The 12,893-nt window shown below is 64.4% G+C and carries 12 protein-coding genes; 1 reads left to right on the top strand and 11 read right to left on the bottom strand.

The features are described from left to right. Positions 1–35: 35 nt before the first annotated feature. The 11 genes from CS1BSM3_RS17075 to CS1BSM3_RS17030 all read right to left on the bottom strand — a co-directional run bounded on the left by CS1BSM3_RS17075 (position 36) and on the right by CS1BSM3_RS17030 (position 11,746). Complete coding sequence (locus CS1BSM3_RS17075) at positions 36–281, bottom strand: hypothetical protein (RefSeq protein ID WP_072388916.1); 246 nt, start codon at positions 279–281, stop codon at positions 36–38. Between the two features lie 110 nt (positions 282–391). Next, positions 392–685 carry a YjiS-like domain-containing protein gene (locus CS1BSM3_RS17070; protein ID WP_072388914.1) on the bottom strand — a complete coding sequence of 98 codons (294 nt, stop codon included), beginning with the start codon at positions 683–685 and terminating at the stop codon, positions 392–394. Positions 686–716: 31 nt separating this feature from the next. Next, positions 717–956, bottom strand: coding sequence for a hypothetical protein (locus tag CS1BSM3_RS28310; protein WP_174263713.1), 240 nt, complete (start codon positions 954–956; stop codon positions 717–719). 382 nt (positions 957–1,338) lie between these two features. Beyond that, the gene (locus CS1BSM3_RS17065) at positions 1,339–2,505 is read right to left on the bottom strand and encodes a CaiB/BaiF CoA transferase family protein (protein ID WP_072388912.1); all 1,167 of its coding nucleotides are present in this window, start codon (positions 2,503–2,505) and stop codon (positions 1,339–1,341) included. 32 nt (positions 2,506–2,537) lie between these two features. Further along, positions 2,538–3,758, bottom strand: a complete 1,221-nt coding sequence (locus CS1BSM3_RS17060; protein WP_072388910.1) for a CaiB/BaiF CoA transferase family protein — start codon at positions 3,756–3,758, stop codon at positions 2,538–2,540. Between the two features lie 115 nt (positions 3,759–3,873). Continuing rightward, complete coding sequence (gene gcvA / locus CS1BSM3_RS17055; protein ID WP_174263712.1) at positions 3,874–4,794, bottom strand: transcriptional regulator GcvA; 921 nt, start codon at positions 4,792–4,794, stop codon at positions 3,874–3,876. A gap of 94 nt (positions 4,795–4,888) precedes the next feature. Continuing rightward, entirely contained in the window at positions 4,889–6,238 is a 1,350-nt protein-coding gene (locus CS1BSM3_RS17050) for an HlyD family type I secretion periplasmic adaptor subunit (RefSeq protein WP_072388906.1), read from the bottom strand. 19 nt (positions 6,239–6,257) lie between these two features. After that, positions 6,258–8,120: a type I secretion system permease/ATPase gene (locus tag CS1BSM3_RS17045; RefSeq protein WP_083528673.1), complete on the bottom strand. Its 1,863-nt coding sequence runs from the start codon at positions 8,118–8,120 to the stop codon at positions 6,258–6,260. Between the two features lie 14 nt (positions 8,121–8,134). After that, positions 8,135–9,493 (bottom strand): hypothetical protein, encoded by a 1,359-nt coding sequence (locus CS1BSM3_RS17040; protein WP_072388904.1) that lies wholly within the window; start codon positions 9,491–9,493, stop codon positions 8,135–8,137. A gap of 126 nt (positions 9,494–9,619) precedes the next feature. Continuing rightward, positions 9,620–10,762 carry a hypothetical protein gene (locus CS1BSM3_RS17035; protein WP_143149252.1) on the bottom strand — a complete coding sequence of 381 codons (1,143 nt, stop codon included), beginning with the start codon at positions 10,760–10,762 and terminating at the stop codon, positions 9,620–9,622. A 249-nt stretch (positions 10,763–11,011) separates the two neighbouring features. Beyond that, positions 11,012–11,746: an outer membrane protein gene (locus tag CS1BSM3_RS17030; RefSeq protein WP_072388900.1), complete on the bottom strand. Its 735-nt coding sequence runs from the start codon at positions 11,744–11,746 to the stop codon at positions 11,012–11,014. A 358-nt stretch (positions 11,747–12,104) separates the two neighbouring features. On the opposite strand from CS1BSM3_RS17030, the gene CS1BSM3_RS28815 reads away from it, so the two are divergent. Beyond that, positions 12,105–12,794, top strand: coding sequence for a helix-turn-helix transcriptional regulator (locus tag CS1BSM3_RS28815; protein ID WP_072388898.1), 690 nt, complete (start codon positions 12,105–12,107; stop codon positions 12,792–12,794). The last annotated feature ends 99 nt before the right edge of the window (positions 12,795–12,893 follow it).

Genomic DNA, 12,893 nt, shown 5'->3' with positions numbered 1-12,893 from the left:
TACTGACTCAGGCTTTAGTTGCGCCGCCCGTGTGCTCAGGGCGTCGCAATCACGATGTCCGGGAATGTCTCATCGGTCAGAGGAAGCGCACCGCGGAACTCGTCGTTGCTCGAGCGCGGCAGTGCCTGGCGATAGCCGTCATCGCTGGTATACGGCAGCGCCTGCTCGTAGCCCGACGAGCGCGGCAGCGCCTGGCGGGCATCATTGAAGGGATCGAATTCAGCGTGGGCTGCGCTTGCGAGGAGGCCAGTGGCCACGAGGGTGCTCAGGATCGTCTTCATTTCAGTTCTCCGTTTCTAGGACCGCGTGCTCATTCTCAGAGGCGGCTCGAGGGACCGCGGTTTGACATCCCTGCGAGCCGGTTTCGGCGGAGGGCCGAATGCTGTTTGGCTCAGAACGAGGCCGCGACCGGTGGCTGCGCGCCGTTGATGCGCTCCTGCACCGGATTGCGGACCGCCGAGGTGATCTCGCTGCGGCAGAGCCCGATGTCCTGCAGCATGCGGTCGTCGAGCATGTAGAGCTCGCGCTCCGCACGCCTGAAGGCGCGCCGGCGGATGTATTCCGCAATCCACAGCCGCGCGCGGGCGCCGATGGCTGCAAGGACTGACGACGGCGTGGATCTGGATGTATTGCCGGTGCTTGGATCGTAGACGAAACCGCCCACATCGATTCTCTGGGTGCTCATGATCGTTTTCTTTCGTTCTAGGTTTTGGATTTCAAATTCTCGGCTCACGCCGTCCGCCAGGCTTGAGGCGCCGGATATCCTCGGCACTCCAGCCGTACGCTGCGAGCTGCTCTGCGCTGTACGCGGCGAGGATCTCGCCGACATCGCGCTCGGCGCGCGCCATCCTTCGCGCGGCGATTGCTTCCACTAAGCTTGAAAAGAAGGCGTGGAAGCTCCGGACCGCGTCAAAATCGGAGCCGCGCGCCCCCACCACGTGCCATTGTGTGCTCATGATCATCTCTCTGTTTCTTTGTCGTTGGGTCGACGGCCGGGGCTATACGCGAGCTGATCGGCGGCAGCGGTTACATAGGAGACACCGCCACCTCCGGCTTGAAGGCGTGCTGGAGGATTTGTGGAGATTTTCTGGATTCGTCGGTCGGGAGGGGGCGGCCGATCACGGGGCTGCGAGGAAGGCAGCAGGCGCGTTGGCTGGCAAAAATATCGACCCCAGACAGCGCGGTGGCCCTGCGCACCGCGTTCACCGTCGGCTCAGGGCCCATTCATGAATATATCGTCCGGGCGGCCGCCTGCGGAAACGAAGCGGCGGACCTCGGCTCAACTCGATCGAGCGGGCAAATTCGGTCCCTAGGATTGCGAGGGAGACGCGCAGAGCTTCAAACTTGGCGGCCGATGGCCTTCTCGGATTTGAGTGCCGCTATTTCCGCGCCCGAGAAACCCCAGGCCTGGAGCGTTGCCTCCGTATGTGCGCCGAAAGGCGGCGGCCCGCCTTTGACGCTCGACGGCGTGCGGCTGAAGCGCGGCGCCGGCCCTGGTTGGACAATGCCGTCGACCGTCACGAAGCTGCCTCGCGCCTTGTTGTGTGGATGTTCGGCGGCCTCCGAGAAGCTCAGCACGGGCGCGAAGCAGATGTCCGTGCCTTCCATGAGTGCGCACCATTCGTCACGCGTCTTCTCCTCGAAGAGCGCCGCAAAGCGCTCGCGCATCATCGGCCAGCTCGCGCGATCGAACTGCTCCGGGCACGTTGAGGGATCGAGGCCGAGCGTGCGCAGCAGGATGTCGTAGAACTTCGCCTCGACGGCGCCGACGGAGATGAACTTGCCGTCCTTTGTCTTGTAGCAGCGCCAGAAGGGCGCGCCGCCGTCGATGAAATTGTCCTCGCGCTGCTCGGACCATTCGCCAACCGCCGCCAATCCAAAGCAGGCGAGCGCAAGGTACGCGGAGCCTTCGGTCATGGCGACATCGACCACCTGACCACGCCCGGAGTTCTTTGCTTCGAGAATACCCGCGAGAAGACCTGTCAGCAGGAACATCGCACCGCCGCCCATGTCGCCGACGACATTGAGCGGCGGCACGGGCTGCTCGCGCGTGCCGATGGCGTGCAGGACACCCGAAAGCGAGATGTAGTTGATGTCATGTCCCGCCGCCGAGGCGAGCGGACCGTGCTGACCCCAGCCCGTCATGCGGCCATAGACGAGGCGCGGATTGCGCGCGTGACAGACTTCCGGGCCGAGCCCAAGCCGCTCCATGACGCCGGGGCGCATGGGATCGATCAGGGCATCGGCCTGCTCGATCATGCGCAGGAGCGTCTCGACGCCCTTCGCGTGCTTGAGGTCGATCGCCACCGAAGGGCGGCCGCGTCGACGCACATCCGCCTCCGGCCCCGCGAACTCGAAGCCCAAGCCCGTCGGCTGTGGCCGATCGATGCGCACGATGTCGGCGCCCATGTCGGCGAGCAGCGACGAGCAGAGAGGCGCAGGGCCGATGCCCGCGATCTCGATGATCTTGATACCTGCGAGCGGTCCGCCCTTCTTGTCCGCCATCATTTACCTCCAGACTTGTCCGCAGCCGACGATCAAAGTTTGATGCCGGCCGCCGTCAGCTCGTCCGCATCGAAGCCAAGCTCTTTGACGAGCACTTCCAGATTGCTCGCGCCGAGCCGCTGCGCGGCGTGCCGCACCATGCCCGGTGTCTCCGAGAATTTACCGATGACATTCGGCATCTGAATGCCGTCCTGAAGCTCGTCGTCGGCGACGGTGGTGATGTTCTCACGCGCCAGAAGGTGCGGGTCCTCGAACATGTCGGCGACGCTGTAGACGGGGGCGCCAGGGGCATCATGCTCGCGCAGTCGCGCCGCGACTTCCTTCAGCGTGAATTTACCGATGGCATCCTGCAGCGCCTGCTCGATGGCATCGGCATTCTCGAGCCGCTTCTGATTGTCGCTGAAGCGCGGATCGTCGGCGAGCTCCGGAACATTCAGCGCCGTGCACAATCTCTGGAAGACCGCATGTGCGCCGCCTGAGAGCGCAATCCAGCCACCGTCACGCGTCCGAAATGTATTGCGCGGTGAAACGAGCGGCAACCGACTGCCTTGACGCTGCTGGACGATGCCGAGCTGATCGTAGTCCACGACCTGCGCCCCCATGAGCGACAGCATCGGCTCGTAGATCGGCAAGTCGATGATCTGGCCCTTGCCGCCATTGTTGCGACGCGCTTCGAGAGCCGCGAGCGTCAGAAAGGCACCGGCGAGCCCCGTCGTCGAGTCCGCCATGGCAAAGCTCGGCAGCAGCGGCGGGCGATCGGCAAAACCGTTCGTGTAGGCAAAGCCCGTCATGGCCTCGGCCAAAGAGCCGAAGCCGGAACGCTCGCGATAAGGACCTGTCTGGCCGAATCCGGAAACCCGCACGAGCACGAGCCCCGGATTGACGGCCGACAGCACGTCATAGCCGAGCCCCCATTCCTCCAGCGTGCCCGGCCTGAAGTTCTCGATGACGACGTCGGCGCGCGCCACGAGGCGGCGCACGATCTCCACGCCGAGCGGCGTGCCGAGGTCGGCCGACACGCTCTTTTTGTTGCGGTTGAGGACCTTGTGATAGAGCCCGATACCGTTCTTGCGGTTGCCCCAAGTGCGGATGCCATCGCCGCGGGTCGGATGCTCGATCTTGATGACGTCCGCGCCATAGTCGGCGAGCTGCATGCCGATGAACGGACCTGAAACGAAATTTGCGAGCTCGATGACGCGAATACCCGCGAGTGCCGCTCTCTGAGGCCCAGACGTTGCAGCAGAATCGAGCATGAGTTCCTCACCTTGGGCGCGCGTCGGCGAGGAAATCTAGACCGCCCATTATCGTGGGCAAGAACGGATTTCTCCAGGATTAGTGGAGAAAAACTACAGCCTGCGCCGCCGCACCCTACACCTCGGCCGTCGCCGGAAAGGCGCGGCGCGCTTCCTCCAGAAGCCAATGTCGGAACGCTGCCACGTGCTGTGTATTCCAATCGGCGGGCTTGGTCAGGAAGTAGCAGCCTTCACCCCGCAGCAGATCACGGCGGAATGGCGCGGCGAGGCGCCCGCTTTCGATGACGCCTGCCACCTGCGCCTCGCGCGAAATGGCAACGCCGAGGCCGTTCTCGGCGGCATCGATGGCCATGGTCGTCAGATCGAAGGTGAGACCCTGCGTAGGATCCACGACCGACGGCGCAACACCGGCAGCACTCAGCCAGCGCGCCCAGTCATCACGCCGATAGAGCGTGTGCAGCAGCGTGTGGTGGCGCAGGTCCTCCGGCTTGGCGAGCCGCTTGCGTCCGCTCAGCAGCTTCGGATGGCAGACCGGAAAGATGTCCTCGAGGAAGATCAGCTCGGCGGTGAGGCCGTGCCAGGGTGGCCTGCCGAACCGCAAAGCTGCGTGCAAATTCTCGCGTGTCATGTCGATCGGTTTGGCGCTCGTCTCGATATGGACGGCGACGTCGGGGTGACGGGCATGAAATCGGCCGAGCCGCGGAACGAGCCAGCGGATGGCGAACGTCGGTGTGACGTTCACATAGAGCTCGTGCCCCTCGTGCTGAGCCACGGCGCGGCACGCCTGCTCGATCTGATCGAACGACTTGCCGATGTCGCTCGCGAGACGCACGCCATCCGGCGTCAGCAGGCGCTGCCGGCCGTGTGCGACGAACAATGGCGTGCCGAGCCAGGCTTCGAGCGCACGCACCTGATGGCCGACGGCCGAAGGCGTCACGCAGAGCTCGTCCGCGGCTTTGGCAAGCGTGCCGCAGCGCGCGAGCACTTCGAAGGCGCGCAGGGCGCCAAGAGCGGGCAGTCGTCGATTGGGCGGCAAGCCGGGTCCTCCGGGATCGGCCCGGAGCATATGGCAAGGTGTGACCGCACAAAAGGCCGATAAGTCCCGGGCGGCCGCGACCAGCGCCGACAGCCTACTGCTCGCGGAATGCGCGAACGAAGGTGTCGCTGAGCGGCTTCAAGATGTACTCCAGGAACGTGCGCTCGTCCGTCTTGATGAAGACGTCGGCCGGCATTCCGGGGGTCGGGCGGAAGCTCTCGATCTTGCTGCGGGCACTCGCCTCATCGAGCTGGACGCGCACGACGAAGGTATCGCGACGGGCCGCTTCCTTCGCCCCGAACGGCTCGCGTTGGGAGACCGTATCGGCCGAAAGGTACACGACCTTGCCCTCGATCATGGGCGTGAGCCGCTGGTTGAGCGCACTCAGCCGCACCATGGCGCCGAGGCCTTCCTTGACGTGCACCACCTCGTTCGGGTTCAGGCGGGCCTCGATGATCAGCTCGTCGTCGACCGGCAACAGCTCCAGAACGACGGCGCCGGCCGCGACGACTCCGCCCTTCGTGTTGTGCATGAGCCGCACGACGATGCCGGCGACCGGTGCGCGAATTTCGATGCGGTCCATGACATCCCGCGCCGCGCGAAGCTGCTCATTGACGTCGTCAAGCTCGGTCTCGGTCGCGCGCAGATCCTCCAAGGACTTCTGCAGGGCCGCCGAGCGGAGATGCGCGATCTGCTGCTCGGCGCGCGACACACGCTCGCGCGCATCCGCGGCGCGGGCTTGCAGGCTCGCCAGCTCGCCCGAGAGACCGGCTTCCGCGCGACGGAGTGCGAGGATTTCCGTCCGCCGAACGAGCTCGCGTTCGAGCAGCGTGGATTTATCCTTGAGCTCCTGGGCAAAGAGCGCGATGCGCTCCTCTGTGGCCGCTGCCTGTGCCTGATAGCCGGAGATGCTCTCGTGCAGGCCCGCGATCTCGCGCCTCAGGACAGCTTCCTCATCGGTGATCTTCGTGCGCCGCGCCTTGAGCTCGATGAGCTGACGCGCATAGATCGTGGCCACCTCGCCGGCTTCGTCGACGAAGTCCCCGTTCGTCGGCAGCGCGAAGTGTGCCGCGCCTTTGGCTTCGGCTTCGAGGCGCGCCTTCAGAATGACGAGACGGTGCTGGCGAAGCACGAGCCGGCGCAGGCGCGCTTCGGCGGCGGTCGGATCGAGCCTGAGCAGCGGCTGGCCGGCTTCCACGAGCTGGCCCTCGCGCACCAGAACATCGCGGACAATGCCGCCTTCGAGATGCTGCACCTGCTTGTTCTGGCCCGTGGCCATGAACGAGCCGGAGACGACGACCGCGCCCTCGAGCGGCGCGACGGCGGCCCAAACGCTAAAGCCGCCGAGGCAGAGCAGGAGGATCGCAGCGCCAATGCGGATCGGTCCGCGGCTGTCGGTCGGCACACCCTTGTGCCATTGATCAATGCTCGGGCAGTTGCTCATCGCTCGGCGTCCCCCGTCGCTACTCTGCTGCTTCGACCGGCATTGACGCGGCCGCAACCGGCGCGGCTGTGCCTTTGGCTGCATAGAGGCGGCGCAGGACTTCCTGCGGTGTGCCGAAGGCATCGGCGCGGCCGGCGCGCAGGATCAGAACCTTGTCGACGATGTTGAGGAGCGCCGGGCGCTGCGTCACCACGACGACGGTAATGCCGCACTTCTTGGCGCGCTGCATGGCCTCGGTGAGCGCCTGCTCGCCGATCGCATCGAGGTTGGAGTTCGGCTCGTCGAGCACGACGAGCGCCGGATCGCCGAAGAACGCGCGGGCCAGCGCAATGCGCTGCTTCTGGCCGCCCGAGAGCGGCGCGCCACTGCGCTCGAGAACGGTCTCGTAGCCGCTCGGCAAATGGCAGATCATCTCGTGAACGCTCGTGAGCTGCGCTGCGCGATAGACCGTCTCGTCGGGCAGATCGCCGCGCATACGGCACACGTTCTCGCGAATGGTGCCGGGAAAGAGCTCCACTTCCTGCGGCAGGTAGCCGGTGAACTCGCCGAACTGGCGGCGGTCCCAGTTGCGCAGCTCCGTCGCATCGAGGCGGATCTTGCCAGCCGTCGGATGGAGGCAGCCGACGAGCATACGTGCGAGCGTCGACTTGCCTGAGCCGGACGGCCCCACGATCGCAAGCGACTCGCCTGGCAGCAGCTCGAAGCTCACACCGTTGAGCACGGGTTCCTTGGTGCCTGCCGGCAGATACAGCAGCTTGTCCGCGACGAGATGGCCCTTGGGCTTCGGCAGCTTCAAGCGCGGCGGCTCGCTGCGCAGAGCCTGTACGGCCGCGCACATGCGGCCATACGCAGTCCAGGCCTGCAACACGCTGCGCCACCCCTCGATCATGCCTTCGAGCGGCTGCAGCGCGCGCCCGGCAATGATCGACGCTGCGATCATCATGCCGCCCGTGAGCTGGCCATTGAGCGCGAGGTAGGCACCCCAACCGAGAATGGCAATCTGTGTTATCAGCCGCACGAAGCGCGACAGCCCACTGATCCACACGCTGCGGTCCTGCGCGTCCGACTGCGTCGTCAGGGCGACGGCCTGCTCGCGCCCCCACTGCGCGACGCTCTCGTTCAGCATGCCCATGGCATTCACGACCTGGGCATTGCGCGCGAGGGACTCGGCCTGTGCATCCGCCTTGGCGCCGTAGACCCCGGCCTGGCCGAGCGGCATGGACGTCGCGCGCTGATTGAGGAGCGCAATGCCGATGAGCAGCAGGCCGGCGATCAGCACGAGATAGCCGAGCTGGGGATGGATCAGGAAAATCGCGGCGAAGTAGAGCGGCGCCATCGGCGCATCGAACAGCACCAGCATGATCGGCCCGGAGAGGAAGCTGCGGACCTGATGCAGATTGCGCAACGGCTGGACGTTGCCGCCATCGGATGCGGGCGCCTGTGTGATGATGCTGGCGATGATCGGGCCGCCGAGGATCGTCTCCATCCTGGTCGCGAGCCGGCTCAGCACTTGCCGACGCAGCGTGTCGAGCACGGCAAGCACGGCAATCAGGCCCAGCACGACGAGGGAGAGCATGAGCAGCGTGTCGAAGCTGTGGCTTGTCAACACGCGATCGGAGATCTGGAAGAGGTAGATCGGCATCGTCAGCATCAGCAGATTGACGAATACCGAGAAGATGCCGACGGCAATGAGATTGGCGCGCGCGATCTCGCGCCAATGCGTCAGCGGATCGCTGCTCCGATCCGGTTTGTCGGCCGACGCACCCGGCTTTGCAGCGCGAGCGGCGCGGGCAATGATCTTGCGCACTCCCGCGATCGCGCGCGCGAACGTGGCCGGCCACCCAGGACTCTGGGAGGCCGGCGCCACATCAGCTCGATGCATCCCCCCATCCATCATCAGATCAGTCCTTCACCCAAACCGCGCAGGCCGATCTCGTGATGCAGGTTGCCGATCAGCGACGGCAACCCCTGTCCACTGTCATCGGCGTCACTAGTCAGCGCGCCAACGGTATCGGCGACGTTGCCGAGCAGATCGCCTGCACCTGCATCATCGCCCGACGGCGTCTCCTGCAGCGCGATGCCGAACTCCGTGTAGGTCCCTGCCTGGAACAGGTCATGCCCAGCGGCTTCGGCGGTAGCCGAGAACTCGATCGAGCCCGAGGAGGCGACAGAGTCTGATCCGCTGCTGCCGAAAAGACCGCTCAGAAGGCCGGCATTGCCGATGTTGGGCGGCAGAATCTCGAGAACAGGCTCCACAGCTGACGCGAAAGATTGCAGCAAGGGCGCGGTAACAGGCTCGATGACATTGACGACGGGTGCCGCCAGATCAACGACTGGATCGAGAATGGGCGCAGCAGCATCGACGGCATTCATGACCGGTGACAGAACCGGCTCGACGGCGTCGAGGATGGGGTCTGCCAGAGTCATGATCTCACCAGCGACACTGCCGATCGGTTCGACGAGCTCGCCGAGACCTTCCGCGAGTGTCGCAACCGGCGCAACCAGCGGATCCAGTGTCGGCTGCAGTCCGCCGAGCACGCCGTCGACAAGGGACTCGACGGGCGCGAGCACATGATCGAGCGTCGGCCCGAGAACACTCGCGAGATCGTCGATGGTCTCGACGACGGGAACGACGAGGCCATCGAGTGTCGGGCCGAGACCACCGATAAGATCGTTAACCGTTTCGAGGACTGGAGGCAGGACACCACCAAGAACGGGGGGAAGCTCTCCCGCTGGCGGAAGCTCGCTCCCTGGCATCACGCCAGGCGCGTCAGTGGGTGGAAGACCATCACTGGAGGCCTCTTCGACGACGGCCTGCGTGCTTTCGGATCCGCTCGCGCCCTGCGCGATCGCCGCGTGAACGGCAGTGCCGGCTTCACTCGCCGCATCGTGCTGCTCGGTGCCGCCAGCCTTGGGCCCTGCATTGACCGCGCTGGCCATCTCCTGGGCAGTGCCGGTGGGCGGTCCGGCGGACTGGGGCTCGGACATGCTGACCGCGCGGAAATCCGGCGTGGTGAGGGCGTTCGCGGTGTTCGCCGGATTGCTCGTTCCCTCGGGCGCATTCAAGTCGACGCCGCCACCCGCTTGCGCGGCACCAGAGGCAAATGCGTTGCCGATCGCAAGTTGGGAGAGAAAGAACGACCAGGTCAGGAAGCTCCACAGGCCTCGCTCGCGCTGTGGCGCCTGCATGGTCATGCCGCTCTTTCCGGGAACAGTATCGGCGGAGAGCTGGCGAACGCGATCCTCATTCAGCATTGGTCCTCCTCCACATTCTCAAGAGGACGACAGGGCAGCCGCGTCGCCTCCATGCGCGCTATCCCCCCTTTCTCAATTTTGCCGCGCGGCGCTGCCCCACCGCGCGGCGAACTCAGTTTCTTGCTTTCAGCCGTCCAGGCCGTCACCGCCGATAATGTCCAACGCGGGGACATCGAACAGCGATGGTGTCGTGGTCAGCAGGTCGAGCGTCGAGCCGAGTGCCGAGGACAGCCCGCCGACGAGCGGCACGTTGCCGTCGTAGACGTCACCGCCCACGATGGCACCCAGAGAGCCGCTGCCGCCGACGCCGAGCATGGCGGCATTGAGCAGGCTGCCGACATCGGCTGCGCCGCTGCCGCCACCACCCAGAAGACCGCCGATATTGAGAAGGCCACCGGTCCCGACGTTGCCGCTGAGGGCACCATCCTCGCCGAGCAAGGGCACGTTGATCACGGCATCCGCCCCGCTATCGAGGCTCACCAGCGGCAGGCCACCGTCACCGCCACCGATGACGCCACCGAGATCCGTGCTGCCGCTGAGCACACCGTCCTCACCGAAGACCGGCACATTGAGGACAGCATCAGTGCCGCTGTCGAGGCTCACCAGCGGAAGGCCACCGTCACCGCCGCCGATGACGCCACCGAGATCCGTGCTGCCGCTGAGCACACCGTCCTCACCGAAGACCGGGACGCTGATGACAGCATCTGTCCCGCTATCGAGGCTCACCAGCGGGAGGCCACCGTCACCACCGCCGATGACGCCACCGAGATCCGTGCTGCCACTGAGCACGCCGTCCTCACCGAAGACCGGCACGCTGATGACGGCATCTGTCCCGCTGTCGAGGCTCACCAGCGGAAGACCACCGTCACCGCCGCTGATCACGCCACCAAGTACATTACCGACGTTGAGCGGGCCTTCGCCACCAATTCCGAGATCCGGCGTGTCGGCATTCACGGGGGAGAGATCGATATTGAGGCCCCCCGAGGAGGACTCGTTATTGATGAGCGAAATGTCCAAGGGGAGGATCGCGCTGAGGCCCGTTTGCGGCGCCAGCAGGCCTGCGTCACCCGTGATGCTGATGTTGGGCAGCAAGCCGAGCAGGCCGGTGAGGTCGAGACCAGGCGGGCCGGCCGGCGGCGGGGGAGGTTCGGAAGGCGTGCACGGCTCGCACGCAACCGGCGGGGGCGGCGGCTCCGGTTCGCAGCCGCAATCGGTCTGCGGTGGGGGTGGCGGTGCTACGGGAGGGGGACAGTACGGCTTGCTGGCCATTGCGGAACTCCTCTGATCGTCAGCTTACTGCGCAAGAATTTCGATTTTGTTTCCACAAAGCGAACAATTGCTCGCTTCGCCGGGAGACATGGCAGCGCAGTCATGGTCTGCCTGGGATGAATTGTTTTCGGAAATGGCCGCCGCCGATACTGTCGAATAGGACAGGGCGAGCGACTTTCGGATCGCGCAAAGCAATAAAAAAAGCCGTGGCAAATGCCACGGCTTCGAAAAGGTACGGAATTTCCCGAGCTATTTCAGCGGTTCATGGTAGTAGGTCTCGCGCTGACCGAATACGTAGGACATGCCGAGCCGCACCGAATGAACGCTGCTGTCGACCCTGAGGCGCGCATCGCAGCACCCATCCGACCCATCGAACAAGGTCTCTTTGCCGTAGTCCGCAAAGCGATATTCCACCTTCAGGCGGAAGTTTTTGCCGATGTCCTTCTCGAGACCCGCACCGAGAAAGTAGCCATGCAGCGTCTTGCCGAGATCGGCAAACGACACGTCGATACCGGTATAGCCTGCCGTCATGTACCAGAGCGCGCCATTATGGACGAGCCCGAAGCGGCCACCGGCGGCCCAGCTATCCTGAAGTCTGAATCTTAAGGTCTCAGTAGGTGCAGTCGCGAGAACAACGGACTCTCGGATCGCGCCGAACGTGTAGTCCCCGAAGAAACCCCACACAAACGGCCCAGCAGTCTGCAAGTCGAAACCGACCGTAAGGGTCGCGTTTGCTCCGTCCTGATCTATGTTGAAGCGGTCACTTCCTGTAATGCCGCCGCTGTAGTCATGCGACAAATTCGAGGAACTGAAGCTGTACCCGATTGCGCCGCCGACGTAGATACCGCTCCAGTTGGCTATGCCCTCGTGCATGTAGGGGCCGCCCGTATAGGAGCGATAAGGGCCATCGGCGGCCGCCGGCGCGGCTCCGAAAATGGTCAGACCGGCCAAAAGGCCAGCGCATTTGAGAAGGAATGGCCGCATTTTCTCCCCCGAAGCTCTGTTGTCGGACTCCCCACCCGGGCGAACGAGCATCCGCATGAGGAGTAATTTACCGCGATTCGCGATCATTCCGCACACGCATCTGTGATAAATGCGCAACGCCGCGTGATAATAGAACACGAGGAGCACAGCATTTCCTGCCCCTGGATCGGGTAAATATCGCTTCTCCATATGGATTTATGCCGGCCATTTAAGAGAGAGCATCAGGCATTTTCTCAAACCCGGCCAAAGGCAATCCTTGCGAATGAGCGCTCGAAAATTGCCTCGCATTTTATCGGGCCTTTTTACCAGCCGTAGGCACACCCGGCTTAAAAAGAGCAATGCCGGGAGTAGATCCGTAATGTTCGAAACTCTCTTGCAGAATTTAGGCGTCGCCCTCACGGACGCCCAGGAGCGCGCCCGCGGGGCCGCATTTCTTCGCGTTGCGCGCGAAGCTTACCCACTCTCGTCCGTCGTTTATGTCGCGCTCAATATTCCCATATCGAGCGGCACAGCCGCGCGCTTTGTCCATTGCACCTACGCCGATGCTTGGGCCAGGCACGCGACGAGCCGCGATCGCACGAACGTCGAGCGGCTGGAGCTCGGCACCCTCTTCGCGCCTTCCGATGAGAGTTGTGCCGCCACCCTCGATAGCGCTGGAACGGACGAGCACGAGTTGAGGATCACCCTGACGGCCTATCACGGCGAGGCAGCCGCCCTGGTCATCAAGGCAGACGAAGGCGCGGAAGACTGGCAGGCCCGGCGCAAGACGATCGCACGCGAGTTCCGTGCGCTTGGCCAATATTTCCACCAGCACATGCTCCGCATTTTCGGGTGCGGAAACGAAAAGGCCATCATCGTCTCCGCGCGCGAGATCGACTGCCTCAAATGGATGGCGGCCGGGAAGACGGCGTGGGAGGTCAGCGCGATCCTCGGCATCAGCGAGAGAACCGTGCGCTTCCATCTCAATGCCGCACGCGAGAAGCTCGAATGCACGACCACGACCCAGGCCGTCGCCAAGGCCGTTTCTCAGCAGCTCTTCGTGCCCTAGTGTCCCGAGCGAGCATCGGGCTCGACCAGGACGCGCGGCGCCTGGCCACGGGATAGGCCGCATTCCTCGATCAGCACATCTGGCGCGTCACCTGTCGAA

Origin of the sequence: Hyphomicrobium sp. CS1BSMeth3 (assembly GCF_900117415.1) — a bacterium.
GTDB lineage: Bacteria > Pseudomonadota > Alphaproteobacteria > Rhizobiales > Hyphomicrobiaceae.
The sequence above is the reverse complement of the archived record's forward strand: the minus strand, read 5'-3'. Positions and strand labels throughout refer to the sequence as shown.

Excerpts from the sequence above, each read along its gene's own strand:
- CS1BSM3_RS17060 (WP_072388910.1), bottom strand. The coding sequence starts at position 3,758 with ATGCTCGATTCTGCTGCAACGTCTGGGCCTCAGAGAGCGGCACTCGCG.
- CS1BSM3_RS28815 (WP_072388898.1), top strand. The coding sequence starts at position 12,105 with ATGTTCGAAACTCTCTTGCAGAATTTAGGCGTCGCCCTCACGGACGCC.
- CS1BSM3_RS28310 (WP_174263713.1), bottom strand. The coding sequence starts at position 956 with ATGAGCACACAATGGCACGTGGTGGGGGCGCGCGGCTCCGATTTTGAC.
- CS1BSM3_RS17050 (WP_072388906.1), bottom strand. The coding sequence starts at position 6,238 with ATGAGCAACTGCCCGAGCATTGATCAATGGCACAAGGGTGTGCCGACC.
- CS1BSM3_RS17075 (WP_072388916.1), bottom strand. The coding sequence starts at position 281 with ATGAAGACGATCCTGAGCACCCTCGTGGCCACTGGCCTCCTCGCAAGC.
- CS1BSM3_RS17065 (WP_072388912.1), bottom strand. The coding sequence starts at position 2,505 with ATGGCGGACAAGAAGGGCGGACCGCTCGCAGGTATCAAGATCATCGAG.
- CS1BSM3_RS17040 (WP_072388904.1), bottom strand. The coding sequence starts at position 9,493 with ATGCTGAATGAGGATCGCGTTCGCCAGCTCTCCGCCGATACTGTTCCC.
- CS1BSM3_RS17045 (WP_083528673.1), bottom strand. The coding sequence starts at position 8,120 with ATGCATCGAGCTGATGTGGCGCCGGCCTCCCAGAGTCCTGGGTGGCCG.
- CS1BSM3_RS17070 (WP_072388914.1), bottom strand. The coding sequence starts at position 685 with ATGAGCACCCAGAGAATCGATGTGGGCGGTTTCGTCTACGATCCAAGC.
- CS1BSM3_RS17030 (WP_072388900.1), bottom strand. The coding sequence starts at position 11,746 with ATGCGGCCATTCCTTCTCAAATGCGCTGGCCTTTTGGCCGGTCTGACC.
- CS1BSM3_RS17035 (WP_143149252.1), bottom strand. The coding sequence starts at position 10,762 with ATGGCCAGCAAGCCGTACTGTCCCCCTCCCGTAGCACCGCCACCCCCA.